The organism is Clostridium sp. C8-1-8 (assembly GCF_009928445.1).
Taxonomy (GTDB): domain Bacteria; phylum Bacillota; class Clostridia; order Clostridiales; family Clostridiaceae; genus Clostridium_AR.
Genome location: NZ_JAABNO010000011.1, coordinates 1 through 14,715, shown reverse-complemented (window position 1 = coordinate 14,715; position 14,715 = coordinate 1). Strand labels below are relative to the sequence as shown.

Sequence of the window (14,715 nt, the reverse complement as noted above, 5' to 3'; positions counted from 1 at the left end):
GAAACTTGGCAATAATTTAATTAAACTAGGAAGGAGGATATAGTTTGGAAAATGATAAAAATGATATAATTGATGAAAGTAATGAAGTTAATGAAAGTATAAAAAAAAGAAAGCCCCCTTTATCGAAAATTATTGTCTTAAGCATGTTTGCGCTCTTTTGTATAGCAATGTCTTATTCTTTTTATGCTTATAATGATATAATCAGTGATTTTAAAATCGACTTTGATAAAAAGGATTATTCTGCAGCTAATTCTCTAATAGTTTCTAAGGGGAATTTTAATCCTGCAAAAAAACTATTGCTATATAGTGATTTAAGAAATTACTTTTCAACATATATAGATGACTTGATTTCTAATTATAAAAACAACAATATATCGGATGAAACTGCATTATCAGTATTGAATGAAGTAGATAGATATGGTGTAGTTAGTGATAAAATTCGTGATTTTAAAAAGAAATTACCAATACTAACTGACTCAGCTAACAACTTTTCACTAGGAATAAAACTTTATAAGGATAAAAGTTATGCAGAAGCTTATGCCGCCTTTGATAAGGTAAATAATTACGATGATAATTTCCTCAAGGCAGAAGAATATAAAAAAGAAGTAGCAAATTGCATAAAGCAAGAAACCTTAAGCTCTGCTGAAAAGCTAGTTTCAGAAAACTACTTTTCAAAAGCAATCTCACTGTTGGAGGACAATACAAAGTATTACTCTAATGATAAAGATGTGTTAAGTAAAATAGATGAGTACAAGAAAGACAAAGATGACTTTTTAAATAAAGATTCTAGTAGTAAACCCTCAGCTAATGATAAGGATGATTCAAGTGCAAATACAGCTTCATCTACCGCTGCAAGCACTAACTCATCAAAAGACACAAAAAAGGATTCCTCTAAGTCTACTTCAAAAACCGAAAACGGAAATAATAAAAGTAGTACAGACTCTGGTTCTAAAACCACTTCGGTATCAGCAATGGTTATAAACTCAAGTACAATAAATTCACTTAACCTTAATTCTGATACACCTTATCTTGTATATGTAAACTTATCTTCACAAAAGACTTATGTGTACAAAGGTAAGAAAAATGGATGGACCTTACTAAAGAACTTTTCATGCTCTACAGGAATTAAAGGAAGTGATACTCCTTCTGGAATATTTACAGTTAAGGAAAAGGGAGATTGGTTCTATTCAGATGAGTATAAAGAAGGAGCAAAATATTGGGTTCAGTTCGATGGAAATTACTTATTCCACTCACTGCCTTATAACTCCTCTAAATCCCAAATAACAGACTTTACTTTAGGTAAGGCAGCTTCACATGGATGTGTAAGACTCAAACTAGAAGATGCAAAATGGATATATGATAATGTCTCTAGAGGGTCAAAAGTAATAATAAACTAAATAATAAAACCTCCTCATGTTAGCTAAACACGAGGAGGTTTTATTTATATTAGCTATTTTATTTATCTAAATCATGATTGTATATTCTTCTATTCTCCAGTGACCATAGTCTTTCAGAGAACTGCTTTGCTTCTGTCTCTCCTGTGACTCTTCTTATGTCATACATTCTTGCATCAATGATATCTATATAGTGAAGCATTTCAGCCTCAGCTATCATAGGCTTTACTGGACTTCCATACTCTGGTTCGTAGTGATGTGATAATATCATATGCTGTAGTAGTACAATAACTTCTCTATCAGCCTTAAAGCTTTCTCCAACAACCTCAACATCTTTTATTCCTTGGGTTATGTGTCCAAGTAGTGTACCTTCTAAACTATATTCTGATACAATTCCTAGTTCATTGGAATCCATCTCTTTCATCTTGCCAAGATCATGAAGTATTACTCCAGCATAAAGTAAGTCTTTATTTAAAAATGTATAGATAGAACTTAAATTCTCTGCTACAGTAAGCATTGTCATTATGTGATATAATAGACCACCTCTTATGGCATGATGATTCTTTTTAGCTGCTGGATAGTACATCAACTTTTCTTTAGATCCCTCAAATAGATATCCAACTATATTTCTTATATCTTCGTTTTTCATATTGTCTATATGCTCTTTTATATTTGAATACATATATTCACTGTCAAAAGGTGCACTTTGAACATAATCTTGTATGTTCACATCATCCTCTTTATCTATATTTCTTATCTTTTCTATTTTAAGTTGAAGATTTCCTTGCCAAGCAGAAACCATTCCTCTAATCTTAACTATTGTATTTTCCTTAAAGGCATCTTCATTGTCATCATTAACTTCCCATAGCTTTCCTGCTATTTCTCCAGTACTATCTCCTAAAGCAAAATCCAAATATTTTTTCCCGTTAGCATTCGCTGTTTTTAAGCTTAGTGACTTTATTAAGAAGAAGCCTTCCACTCTTTCATTTTGTTCAAATTCGTTGATTTTTTTCAATTCTATACCCAATGCACCTTACATCCTTTCGTCAATATCCTATTAATAATTATATCTTTAGTTATAGAAACATAAACATAAGTTAGTAAAATATTTTATTTAATGCTTATACTATATATTATATACTTAAATTAGTATGAAAGTATAAACTAGTTTCTATAGGAGGATATGACATGAACATTCCAAAGGATGTAAAGTTTATAATAGATAAGTTTTATGAAAATAACTACGAAGCCTTTATAGTTGGTGGATGTGTGAGAGACAGTATAAGAGGAGTAACTCCACATGACTATGATATAACTACTAATGCACTTCCTGAAAAAATTCAAGAATTATTTGAAAAGACAATTCCGACTGGTATAAAACATGGCACCATAACTGTCCTTATTGACAGAAACAGCTATGAAGTAACCACCTATAGAATTGATGGAGATTATATAGATAATAGAAGACCTGAATCTGTGGAGTTTGTTTCTGATATAAAGGAAGATTTATCAAGAAGAGACTTCACTATAAATGCTATGGCCTATAATTATAATGAAGGTCTTGTTGATTACTTTAGCGGAAATGAGGATCTTCAAAATAAATTGATTAAAGCTGTTGGAGAACCTGATAAGAGGTTTAACGAAGATGCTTTAAGAATGATGAGAGCCATAAGATTTGCAGCTCAACTAGGCTTTACTATTGAAGCTAAAACCTTGGCTTCCATTAAGAAAAACAATGCACTTATAAATAATATAAGCGCTGAAAGAATAAGGGATGAGTTTATAAAAATAATTATCTCAGACAATCCTAGCTTAGGCTTAAGACTTCTAGCAGATACAGGTATACTTAAGCACATACTACCGGAACTTGATCAATGCATAGGTTTTGATCAGCATACTCCATACCATGACAAGGATATCTTTAACCACACACTTTCTGTTGTAGAAAAGGTACCAAACTTAGATTATCTTAGACTGGCAGCATTATTTCATGATATAGCTAAACCTATATGCTTTACTTTAGATGAGAATAACGTAGGTCATTTTTATGGTCATAACAATAAGGGAGAAAATCTTACAAGAAAGATTTTAAGAAGGCTACGAGTAGATAACTTAACTACAGATACGACCTGCACATTGGTAAAGGAGCATATGAACGTGCTTGTAGATCCAACAGACATAGCTCTTAAGCGTATGATAAATAGAGTTGGTAAAAGCTTAGTATTTGATTTGTTCAAACTTCAAAGAGCTGATATACTGTCCTCTGCTCCTCCATTTTTGTATTTAGAACATGTAGCTATTATGGAGAATAAAATTAACGAAATATTAAACTCAAAAGCTCCTTTATCCTCTAAAGAACTAGCCGTAAATGGCAATGACTTAATAAATGAATTAACATTAAAACCAGGTAAACACTTGGGAGAGCTCCTAAACTATCTATTAGAAAAGGTACTTAAAGATCCTTCCCTTAACAGCAGAGAAAAGCTATTTGAATTAGCTAAAGAATACCAAGTTTACAATAAGCCTTCTAAATAGTTTTTGAAAGGATTTTATTATGATTATAAATGCTTTTAATGGGGTTATAACACTAATTATTCTTATAGCTGTAGGCTTCTTCCTTGGAAAGAAAAGCTGGTTTAATGAAAGTACAGACACTCTTATGTCTAAAATGGTAGTAAATATATCTCTACCTGCTTTCATGATAGCAAACTTAAATACTAGCTTTACTAAGGAACAATTCATAAATTCCCTTGGAGGATATTTATTAGCTTTTTTATCGATTTCTACAACCTATTTAATAGGCTCCTTTGTATATAAACTTTTTAATATATCAAAAGATAGAAAGGGCGTCTTCAGAGCGCTCTTTGGTCTATCAAACACCATATTCGTAGGTCTTCCAGTAAACATATCTATATTTGGAGAAAAGGCTCTCCCCTATATCTTAATTTACTATATAATAAACACTTTGTTCTTTTGGTCCATAGCAGCCTATGATATAAGATGTGATGGCAAGAAAACTTCTGGTGGATTTTTTTCTAAAAGCAACTTAGAAAATATACTTTCTCCACCACTTATAGCTTTTATCTTTTCTGCTACTCTAATACTCCTGAAGATTCAACTACCAGTATTCTTAGTTGACAGCTGTAACTACTTAGGAAATCTAACAACTCCACTTTCAACCATATTTATAGGTTCAATCTTGTCAAATATGAATTATAAAGAGATGAAAGTAGATAAAGATTCACTGTTAATCTTAATAGGAAGGTTTATCATATCGCCAATTGTATCCTTTCTACTCTTAAGCTTTACATCCTTTCCTTTACTTATGAAGGAGGTATTCATAGTTATGTCTGCTATGCCAGTTATGAATACTGTCGCTATAGTAGCTAGACAATACAATGGAGATTATAAGTTTTCTTCTGTTCTAAATGCAACGTCACTAATAGCGAGCTTTATTTTTATACCAATATATGTATTCCTTTTTAAATATTTGCTATAATAAGGACATAATAAATCACTTATATTTATTAAAACTTCATTTTAATTCTAGTAGCTTGCTCATATAGAGAGTCACATTTATAGCGACTAATTTAAAAATCCCCTAATCTTAAGGGTCTAAATATTGCGTTTGTTTAGAAGAATAGATGTGCCTCATTATTTAAGATTTAATTTTTCAAACTTTCTTTTTAGAAATTAGAGGAGTTTTAAAAATATACTTATCATTGAATCAGCACATATTTATAATAATTATGAATAAAAAACTTTAAGTAAAGGAGACATATAATGAGTACTATAGGTAACATTCTTAACTATTTATTTATATTTTTAGGAGTTATGTGTGCAGTCATAGCAGTTGTTGGACCAAAAAAACTTTTTATTCCTAATTCAAGAAAATTTAATATAATAGACGAGAATAATTATCTCAAAAGTGAGCGAATCTTATTTCTCTTTATAGGAATAGGGTACTTATTACTAGGAGCTGCCCTAATTCATGGATTTGATTCTATTAGAGGTTTAATAGGTATTCCAGCTTGTATATTAGTTATATTTGATAATTCAATAAGAAAAAAATACACCTCTAAGATTTAGATGCATCTTAATCTTAAGGTGTATTTTTATATTATCTTTTTTTGTTCTAATTACTTATATTAATACTTAACTTCTTTATCCAACCCAAATAGGTATAGATATCTTTCCTTAACTTTCTTTCCTGTTATTTTTTCTAAGGTATCTGCATAATAGCTAAGCTGAAGCTCATATCTATCCTTTATCTCCTGCTCATTGCCCTGTTCTACATAGTCAGTCTTATAATCAAGAAGCACCAATCCATCTTCCTCTTCAAAGAAGCAATCTACAACTCCTTGTAGTCTAACTAACTCATTTTCTCCCTCTTCTTGAGATAAAGATTTATCCACAAGGTAGGCTGGTATCTCAGTAAAGAAAGGTAATTCTCTATATAGCATACTTCCATTTTCAAAGGCATCTATGATTCTTTTGCCTATGTCACTTTGGAAGAACTTAAATACCTTACTTGCATTAACCACCTTAGCCTGTTCTTTAGTTAAGAACTCTCCTGAAATCATATCTTCAATCTGTTCTCTTATCTCGTTTATATTTCTTACCTTACCAAGCTCTATATGTTGCATAACAAAATGTACTATAGTACCTCTTTCAGTAGCAGATAGACCTTTTTCTTCTTGTAAAAATTGAGGTTTTCTTATTCTATCTCCCTTATATACAGTGAGTATTTCATTTTGATCTTCTTCATAGGCTGCTCTTTTAAGATCCGAAACAGATATATTAGCTGTTATCTTAGTAGAGCTATTAAACTTATAATTAAACCCTAGTCTTCTATCAATATCTTCACTTATATCATCTATATCTTTGTAGATAAAGAGTCGTTTTTCCTCTTCCTCATGTGAAATTTCATCCACAACCTCTAGTTTTTCATCCACAACTACATCAGCTTTTGACCAGTATTTTATATTCCATGTGGAAAAGTCACTTTTAATATAATCCACAATTGTATTTCCAGACTTTCTGATTTCTTCTCCATTCTTATGCTTTGCAAGGGACATACCTATCCAATCCATATAGCTCTTTCCTTTAAGAACCTCTGAAGAAAGTATCTTCTCCTCACTAAGATTGGCAGATGAGCACCATCTCCTTGCTGACTTTTCAAGATTGGACACCGCTCCAGTTATTATAAGCTTTTCCTTTGCTCTAGTGAAGGCAACATATAAAACTCTCATTTCCTCAGAAAGAGCCTCAAGCTTAAACCTCATCTTTATAGCATGCTTTGGAAGAGAAGTATAGCTTATTCTTCTATCCACATCAATATATTCAGGTCCAAAACCTAATTCATCATGGAAAAGTATCTCTTTGTTTAGGTCCATAAGATTAAATTGTTTTCCACAGCCAGATAGAAACACTACTGGGAACTCTAGTCCTTTACTCTTATGTATACTCATTATTCTAACTACATCTTCATTTTCTCCAAGTATCTTTGCACTCCCCATATCACCTGAGGATTTTCTAAGCTTATTGATAAAGTTAATAAAGTTGAATAAGCCTTTAAAACTTGTTTTCTCATATTGTTTAGCTCTTTGGAACAATACTCTTAAGTTAGCCTGTCTTTGAACCCCATTAGGCATTGCCCCTGCATACCCATAGTAGGAGGTATCCATATATAAGTACCATATAAATTCATCTATAGGCATATACAAAGCTTTATCTCTCCATACTTTAAGCTTTTCCATAAAGTTAATGCATTTGCTTTTAAGAGTTTCAGAGATAATTTCTTGTAATTCTTCTTCAGCTATATCTTTTATTATTTCATAGAAGTATTTCTTTTTGTCAACCAGTCTTAGATCCCCTAACTCTTCTGAAGAAAATAAGAAGATTGGTGATCTAAGTACCGATAGTATGTGAATATCTTGCATAGGGTTATCTATTACCTGTAATAAAGACATTATAGTTCTTATCTCAATAGTATCAAAGTAACCAGTGCCAGTATCCGCATATACAGGAATCCCACTTTGACTAAGCTCTTCTACAAATACCTCTGACCAGTTCTTTGTTGCTCTTAAAAGTATTACAATATCTTTATACTTGAGTCTCCTATAGCTTTCCAAACCCTTATCCCATACCATGTATTTTTTGCCGTTAGCAGCATTCATAAGCTCATGTATTCTCTTAGCTACAATTCTTGCTTCAATCTGAATTGCATCTAAATCTTCTTCTGCTTCTCCAATACCCTCTACTTCATCCAGAACCTCTGCCTCTTGAGTCTCCTCTTCAGATTCTTCTTTCTTTGCTGATTTATCTAATATATGAACCTCTATGTCTCCCGCAATTTCCACATCACTTACACTGATCTCAGCTTCTCCACTATATACATTCTCAATGTCTAAATCTTTATAATCAGCCCCTAGGTTTAAAGCTTCTCTCTCATCATATTCAAGTTCACCTACGGTTCTAGACATAAGCATATTGAATACATAGTTTACTCCATCTATTACTTCTTTTCTGCTTCTAAAATTTTTATAGAGCATTATCTTCATATCATGCTCACCTTGCTCAGAGTAGCTATTGTATTTGTTTAAAAATAACTCTGGCTTAGCGTGTCTAAATCTATATATGCTCTGCTTTACATCTCCCACCATAAATACATTAGGATCATCATCATTTTTTCTAGAAACCATATCTATTATAGTTTCTTGAATATTATTAGTGTCTTGGTACTCATCAACTAAAACTTCACTAAACTTAGCCTTAAATTCCTTAGCCACGGCTGATGGAACTATAGTACCATCTTCATTTTCTTCAGTAAGAACCTTGAGACATAGGTGTTCTAGGTCATTAAAGTCCAATATTCCTCTATCTCTCTTCTTGCCTTTATATCTTTCATCAAACTCTAGCACTAAACTCACAAGCTCTGATATAAGAAAATGTAAGGTGTCAAAGTCCTTAATAGCCTCTTCTGGAGGTATGGCAAATATATCATCTCTCATCTTATTTACCTTTTTCTTGACCTCATCTCTTATGTCTTTTACCCTTTGTTGAACATCTTCGTCAGATACTTGGTTCTTCTTTACTGATTTAAGCTTTGATAGATTAAAATCCCTTAGTGAGTTATAAACAGCACTAATACCACCGCAAATACTTTCTCTTATGTTAGTTACTTGATTTATATCATCCTCTAAATTAATTAGATAAGGCTCTAGACCTTCTGTAGCTTCACATAGCTCTTTAGCATTATAAAGAAGCTTTAGGGAACCTTGTAATTCAATCTCAACATTATTAACTAATATTTTAGCCCACTCACTATGGCTAAGTTCCTCTTCTGTACTAATATTTAAATTCTCACACTTTTCATTAAGCCATGCTCTTGGCCAAGGTTCACTCATAGAAAATTGGTACAAATCCAATACCATCTGTTGAAGCTTACTATCGTCTTTTCCTTGGCCATAGGCATCTACTAACCTTTTAAAATTATCATCATCAGCATCATACCTAGCTTCAAACAACTCGCTTACTACTTCATTTCTTATTAAGGTACCTTCTGTGTCATCACCAATTCTAAAGTTAGGATCTAAATCTATATGATGAAAGTTATTTTTTATAACATCTAAACAAAAGGAGTGCATAGTAGTTATATTAGCTCTATTCAATAGAGCTAACTGTCTTTGAAGAACTTTAGAGTTTGGTGCATGCTCTAGCGCCTTAGATATAGCTTCTCCAATTCTTTCTCTCATCTCAGCAGCTGCAGCAGATGTAAAAGTCACCACTAATAAACTATCTATATCTATTGGCTCTTGGCCTTCAGTTATCATTCTTATTATTCTCTCTACTAATACTGCGGTTTTACCAGATCCAGCAGCCGCTGCCACCAACAGATTTCTACCTCTAGTAGTTATTGCACTAAATTGTTCTTCCGTCCATCTCGTGTCTCCCATTATTTTTCACCTCCTAGATCCTTAACTACAACACTGGTTATTTCTTTCCACACTTCTTCGTCACTATGCTTTTGTATAACCTTATGTTTATTATCACTTAAACTTAAATCGAACTGACATATGTGAGAATAATTACAGAAGCTGCAGTATGTGAACTTTCCATCTTTTGATGGCTCAATCTTTATACGACCACTTAACATCTCTTCACATAACTCAATCATTTTCTCATTTACATACTTTCTCAATATATCAAACTGCTCCTCTGTTATAACGGCGCTCTGCTTTGTAAAGTCTCCATCCTTCTTAAAGGTTGCTGGAATTACAAGCGAATAAGTTTCCATAGTTTTATCCATTGCCTTAACTAATCTAACATCTTTAAGTAAAAGTCCATCCATCTTAAGCTTCTTAAGTATTTGTTCCTTTAACTCTTCATCACTTAAATCTCTTTTTGACTTTATTATAGGGTCATCTATTCTAAAATAAAGGATTGCTCCAGGCACTACCTGTTTATCTAAGAAGTACTTAGAATTCTTAATTAAAGCATCTAAATATACTAACAGCTGAATTTGTAATCCATAATATAGCTGATTTAAATCGAATTCCTTGCTTCCTGACTTATAATCTATTATCCTTATATAAGTTTGCCCCTCTAACTCTACAGTATCTACTCTATCAATTCTACCAGTTAAGAACACCTCATCTCCAGATGATAGCTTAAGCTTTATCGGTTCGCTATCCTTATAGCTGCCAAACTCAAACTCATTTCTAAATATATCAAAGTTACTTCTTCTCATCTGTTCAGATATTACGCTAACTGACTTAGTTAATATATTCTTAAATCTATTTGTAAAATACTCATATCTCTTTGAACTGTTTAATATAGAAGCAGCACTTTCTCCTACTTGCTTATCTACTATATCTGATATTATTGCTCTGCACTTATTACCATCTAATTCATCCCAATGAATTTTATTATCTCTTATATAATTTGTAAACTCGTCTAACACATTGTGCATAAAACTACCAAGGTCTGGCGGAGTGAATTCGTAAACCTTTCTATCTTTAGCCTTAAGACCGTATTGAACATAATAAGCAAAAGGACACTGAGCATATTTTTCTATTCTTGAAACACTAAATAATAAATTATCACTATTGCTAGAGTATATCTTTTTTATCTTATCTCTTGCTATATCCTGTTCTTGATTGCTATACCTTAATCCCTTAAATATGCTGTCAGCCTTTTCCTTCCACTCTGGCTTACTCTTGTACCAAGAATATACCTCTGCCCAATATTCTTCTATTTCTTTTTTATCGTAGTCTCGTCTTACTGCACCAATAAGTTCATTAAAGGTAGGTATAGGAGCTACTACCTTTTCAAAATCATTATTTTTAAGTCTAAATATATCACTTTCTTCTTTTATGTTAGGGAATATCTTTTTAAGTCTAGGTATTATGATAGATGGTCTTAAAGACTTACCCTCAAAATCTGCTAAAGGATAGGTTATCATTAAGTAATTGCTGCACATAGTTAAAGTTGTATAAACTAAAAATTGCTCTTCAAAAGCCTTAGTCTTTGTATCAGAAGCAAGTTCTACCCCTTGGTTTCTCAATAATTCTCTATCCATATCTGAAAGTATTCCCTCATCTTTATTAGAAGCAGGAAATACTCCATCATTGGCTCCAATTATATAAAGAGCTTTCAGCTCTCTACTTCTTATTCTTGATATCTCACCTATATTTACTTGATCTAAGGCCACCGGTATAAGTCCAATCTCATACTTTTCAAAACCTACATTTAGTATCTTAATGAAGTCACCGGCTTCTATTACTTCTTCTCCCATTACATCTACAGCCTGATCTAATACTTCCATCATTATCTCTACAACTTGATCATACTCCTTAGACTTATCTCCAATACCCTTTTCCTCAAAGTCTTTAGATAGTCTATCCATTCTTTCAATAATATCCAGAGAATTCATAAAATCATATAAAGCTACGCAAGTTTCTCTTATTGTATGCTTTCCTTTAATATCTGAGTAGAACTTAAGTAATGGAGTTCTTATTTCATCCTTTATATCATTGATAAGTGAAATTCTCTGCTTTTCTTCCTCTGGTAGATCTTCTCCTTCTTGTTTAAATGGGTCTATTTTATATTCCCACCAGTCCTCAAGCCATCTCTTTCCCTTTATTCCGTTGGCTAAAACGTAATTTTCCAATATATCTATGTACTCGCCATCAATCCCTGTAAGACCTGTCTTTAGGTATTTAAATACACTTTCATAAGACCAATTTCTAGATAATATTTCAAATACAGAAGTAATTAAAACTATAAGTGGATTACTTACTATGTCTCTTTTCTTATCTAAGAAGTATGGAATATTATATTGATTAAATATTACAGCAGCTATTTTCTCATAGTCCTCTAATTGTCTGCAAACTACTGAAATATCTCTATATCTATAGCCTTCTTCTCTTACTAGCCTTAATATATCTTTTGCTACTATTTCTATTTCATCATAATTGTTATTAGCTTTATAGAGCCTTAAGTCATTATTAGCCCACTTATACTGCACAAATGGATATGTAAAAAGATGTTTTTCTAAATGGTTTAATTCTCTACTCTCCTTAAACCTATAGTTCTCTTTATTATTTAAATCTAAGTATCCATCGTAAGGAATGTTATTTTCTGCCGCTATTCTTAAAAGCCTTTTCTCAGTATTCTTAGTTACATTAAAGATATCTGTCTCATCTCTTCCATGAGTGTCATCTAAGGTTAATGCTACATATATATTATTTGCTTTCTTCATAAGCTTACCTAATACGCCCAACTGTTGTGGAGTAAAGGTAGTAAACTCATCAACCCATATATCTGCACCGTCAAATATATTGCAATCGTCAAGTTTATCTGAAAGCATATTTAACTCATCTTCAGAATCAATATAATTCTCATGCAGTAACTCATTAAACTTATCAAATATTATTGATAAGTCATTTAGCTTCATCTTAAGTTCTTCATTGTCTTCTCTCATAGCCTGCATTGTTGTATTTAATATTTCCGAGGTAATATTATACTTCTTAAACTCTGTTATAGTTCTTGAAACTATGTCTACAAACCCTTGTTGTTTAGACGCTCTGTAGAAAACACTTAAACGCTCATTAACCTCTTCAAGCACCTTAAAGATAAGCATATTACGGCCTGCTTCATTCATTCGCTTGTGCGTTATTCCACCACAAAAGTTAAAGACTCTATGCGCCATTCTCTTAAAGCTTAGCACTTCAGACTTAAGCACACTTTTTTCTCCAATATGCTTTAAAAGTCTTGTTTCAGTTTGGAAGGTTATCTGCTCAGGAACTAATAGTATTAGTTTATTTTCTCTTCCATCCTCAATTCTTTTCTTAATTTCTTCTATGCAATAATAGCTCTTTCCACTGCCAGCTCTTCCGTAAATAAACTTTATTCCCATATGCGTATCTCCTACTTTTATCAATGTAGATAATTTATAAGTTCTTCTTTAATTATAACCCAATTCTAAAAAGAATAAAAAAGGTACAGATAATATTAATTACCTGTACACATAACTTTCAAATTAATTAATTTATAGCCTCTAGTCTTAGTTTATCAAATTCATCTCTTAAAATCCCCATTAGTAATGTATCATGGTACTTACCTTGAGAAAAATACCTACTTCTCTTTTTTCCTTCAGTTATAAACCCACACTTCTCATAACATCTTATAGCTCGTAGGTTATAATCAACCACCTCTAGTTCAACTCTTTGAGCACCTCTATACATAAATAGATAATCTAATAAAACCATTATAGAATCCTGTCCATATCCTCTTCCCCAAAACTGGCTTCCTATAGTAATACCAATAGTATATACATTTGCTGTATCTTCAAATTCCTTATAGGTCAAATAGCCTACTAAAACACTCTTTTCATTAATTATACTAAGTGTTTTTCTAGACACATTCATTATTTCATCAAAATGCTGCATCACATATTCTATAGAAGGAAAAATCATATTTCCCCCATCAAACTTACGTATTTCTTTATCAGTAGAGTAATTATAAAAGATGTTTACATCCCTCTTTTCTACTGATCTTAAATATATCTTTTTACCCTTTAACACCCTTACACCCTCTTTAGCATAAAGTAATCCTCTTCTATTATATATCTTGTAAATATATGGTTCAACTTATAATATAAGTAATAATATTGCTTATATCAGCTTTACTTAACTTAACCATAAATAAAGTCATTAAGCTCATTGATATAATCTTTAGCTATAATATTTTATAATTAATAATAAGTTCTGGCCCACCTATGATATCTCTTTTTACGGTGAGTACTCCGTTTTCTAATGATTTTATACTCCATTTTATAAGTGATATTCTTCCATTCTCTATTTCAATTGAACTTACTGAATAAGGGTGAATACAGCAACCATCATTAAAATATGGAATCTCATCTGCTTTTGGCATCCTTGATCTATGGGTATGCCCAGCTACAATAGGTTGGTTGTTATTCTTAACCCATTGCTGAAGCTTTCTATCAACCTTTTTTCTCTTAGTATTACTTCTTGCAGGACTTGTTCCATTCTTAAATCCCAAATGACCCTCTAGAAATGACCATACATACCTAACCATAAATGATGCAAAAGGCTCAAAGTTATAGTTTAATCTATCTACCTGATGCCCGTGTATTATAAACAGCCTTTTTATATTTTCATAATTTAATATTAAGCCTTCGTATATAGGAAGATCATGAAAAAGTTTATAAAGCTCGTTCTCATCTTCACTTCTGTCTATTTTTTCTATCATATGCCTAAACTTCTTAGTAGCCTTTATTTCATCATGATTTCCAAAAAGCATATAAAATCGTTTTGCATCTTTAAACTTTAAAAGTAATCTAAATATATCTGGATAGGTATTGTATATATCTTCTATGCTTTTAACCTTCCATAACTCATCGCCATCACCAATCTCTATATAAGTGAACTGATTTCTATAATAATAATTTAATGCAGTCATATATATATTGGCATTTGGTAGCAAGTCATCCTTATAAGTTCCATCTCCTCTATGGCAATCACTTATAAATGCAATTTTACTACTTCTATCAAAATATACTTCTGGTGACTTATCCATTATACTGGTCAATATATCTCTCTTCATATACAACTTTTCATGTATAATTATTTATGCTTTATTAGTATATGCTTGCATTAAATCAATAGATACATATAAAAACACAAAAAAACACTCAGTTATAAAACTGAGTGTTTGCTGGCGGAGAAAGAGGGATTTGAACCCTCGCGCCGGTTACCCGACCTACGCCCTTAGCAGGGGCGCCTCTTCGGCC

9 protein-coding genes are annotated in these 14,715 nt (G+C 32.0%); 4 read left to right on the top strand and 5 right to left on the bottom strand.

Translation table 11 applies throughout. The features are described 5' to 3' along the window. Positions 1 to 44: 44 nt before the first annotated feature. Complete coding sequence (locus GXK57_RS26610) at positions 45 to 1,397, top strand: L,D-transpeptidase (RefSeq protein WP_243156424.1); 1,353 nt, start codon at positions 45 to 47, stop codon at positions 1,395 to 1,397. A 58-nt stretch (positions 1,398 to 1,455) separates the two neighbouring features. On the opposite strand, the gene GXK57_RS12580 is transcribed toward GXK57_RS26610, so the two are convergent. Beyond that, positions 1,456 to 2,421, bottom strand: coding sequence for an HD domain-containing protein (locus GXK57_RS12580; RefSeq protein WP_202127721.1), 966 nt, complete (start codon positions 2,419 to 2,421; stop codon positions 1,456 to 1,458). Positions 2,422 to 2,582: 161 nt separating this feature from the next. Here GXK57_RS12580 and GXK57_RS12575 point away from each other — a divergent pair, with 161 nt between their 5' ends. The 3 genes from GXK57_RS12575 to GXK57_RS12565 all read left to right on the top strand — a co-directional run bounded on the left by GXK57_RS12575 (position 2,583) and on the right by GXK57_RS12565 (position 5,483). Continuing rightward, positions 2,583 to 3,929: a CCA tRNA nucleotidyltransferase gene (locus GXK57_RS12575; protein ID WP_160676681.1), complete on the top strand. Its 1,347-nt coding sequence runs from the start codon at positions 2,583 to 2,585 to the stop codon at positions 3,927 to 3,929. 19 nt (positions 3,930 to 3,948) lie between these two features. Next, the gene (locus GXK57_RS12570; protein ID WP_160676678.1) at positions 3,949 to 4,893 is read left to right on the top strand and encodes an AEC family transporter; all 945 of its coding nucleotides are present in this window, start codon (positions 3,949 to 3,951) and stop codon (positions 4,891 to 4,893) included. Between the two features lie 284 nt (positions 4,894 to 5,177). After that, positions 5,178 to 5,483: a hypothetical protein gene (locus GXK57_RS12565; protein ID WP_160676638.1), complete on the top strand. Its 306-nt coding sequence runs from the start codon at positions 5,178 to 5,180 to the stop codon at positions 5,481 to 5,483. Between the two features lie 59 nt (positions 5,484 to 5,542). Here GXK57_RS12565 and addA read toward each other — a convergent pair whose 3' ends face one another. The 4 genes from addA to GXK57_RS12545 all read right to left on the bottom strand — a co-directional run bounded on the left by addA (position 5,543) and on the right by GXK57_RS12545 (position 14,528). Next, positions 5,543 to 9,352 carry a helicase-exonuclease AddAB subunit AddA gene (gene addA / locus GXK57_RS12560; protein WP_160676635.1) on the bottom strand — a complete coding sequence of 1,270 codons (3,810 nt, stop codon included), beginning with the start codon at positions 9,350 to 9,352 and terminating at the stop codon, positions 5,543 to 5,545. Further along, positions 9,352 to 12,816: a helicase-exonuclease AddAB subunit AddB gene (addB, locus tag GXK57_RS12555; protein ID WP_160676632.1), complete on the bottom strand. Its 3,465-nt coding sequence runs from the start codon at positions 12,814 to 12,816 to the stop codon at positions 9,352 to 9,354. Before addB ends, addA begins: the two co-directional genes overlap by 1 nt. Positions 12,817 to 12,943: 127 nt before the next feature. Next, positions 12,944 to 13,483 carry a GNAT family protein gene (locus GXK57_RS12550; RefSeq protein ID WP_160676629.1) on the bottom strand — a complete coding sequence of 180 codons (540 nt, stop codon included), beginning with the start codon at positions 13,481 to 13,483 and terminating at the stop codon, positions 12,944 to 12,946. Positions 13,484 to 13,637: 154 nt separating this feature from the next. Beyond that, complete coding sequence (locus GXK57_RS12545) at positions 13,638 to 14,528, bottom strand: metallophosphoesterase (protein ID WP_160676626.1); 891 nt, start codon at positions 14,526 to 14,528, stop codon at positions 13,638 to 13,640. Positions 14,529 to 14,715: the final 187 nt, after the last annotated feature.

Excerpts from the sequence above, each read along its gene's own strand:
- GXK57_RS12575 (WP_160676681.1), top strand. The coding sequence starts at position 2,583 with ATGAACATTCCAAAGGATGTAAAGTTTATAATAGATAAGTTTTATGAA.
- GXK57_RS12570 (WP_160676678.1), top strand. The coding sequence starts at position 3,949 with ATGATTATAAATGCTTTTAATGGGGTTATAACACTAATTATTCTTATA.
- GXK57_RS12565 (WP_160676638.1), top strand. The coding sequence starts at position 5,178 with ATGAGTACTATAGGTAACATTCTTAACTATTTATTTATATTTTTAGGA.
- addA (WP_160676635.1), bottom strand. The coding sequence starts at position 9,352 with ATGGGAGACACGAGATGGACGGAAGAACAATTTAGTGCAATAACTACT.
- addB (WP_160676632.1), bottom strand. The coding sequence starts at position 12,816 with ATGGGAATAAAGTTTATTTACGGAAGAGCTGGCAGTGGAAAGAGCTAT.
- GXK57_RS12545 (WP_160676626.1), bottom strand. The coding sequence starts at position 14,528 with ATGAAGAGAGATATATTGACCAGTATAATGGATAAGTCACCAGAAGTA.